General features: G+C 67.3%; 1 pseudogene. It reads left to right on the top strand.

The window, feature by feature from the left end:
• Positions 1 to 269: pseudogene (locus AAEY88_RS13825) on the top strand (methionine ABC transporter ATP-binding protein); the annotation flags it as partial.

The raw sequence follows: 269 nt of genomic DNA, 5'->3' as shown, positions 1-269 counted from the left end.
ATCCCGAAGTGCTGCTGTGCGACGAAGCGACGTCGGCGCTCGATCCGGAGACCACGCAATCGATCCTCGCGCTGCTGGCCGACATCAACCGTCGTCTCGGGCTGACGATCGTGCTGATCACGCACGAGATGGAGGTGATCCGCGCGGTGTGCGACACCGTCGCGGTGATCGAACAGGGCGAAGTCGTCGAAACCGGCCCGGTGTGGCGCGTGTTCGGCGATCCGCGCCACGGCGCAACGCGCGCGCTGCTGAGCACGCTGCAGCACGAC

It is taken from the genome of Psychrobacter sp. CAL346-MNA-CIBAN-0220 (assembly GCF_040309805.1).
Classification (GTDB): domain Bacteria; phylum Pseudomonadota; class Gammaproteobacteria; order Pseudomonadales; family Moraxellaceae; genus Psychrobacter.
This window is presented reverse-complemented; position numbering and strand designations above follow the sequence as displayed.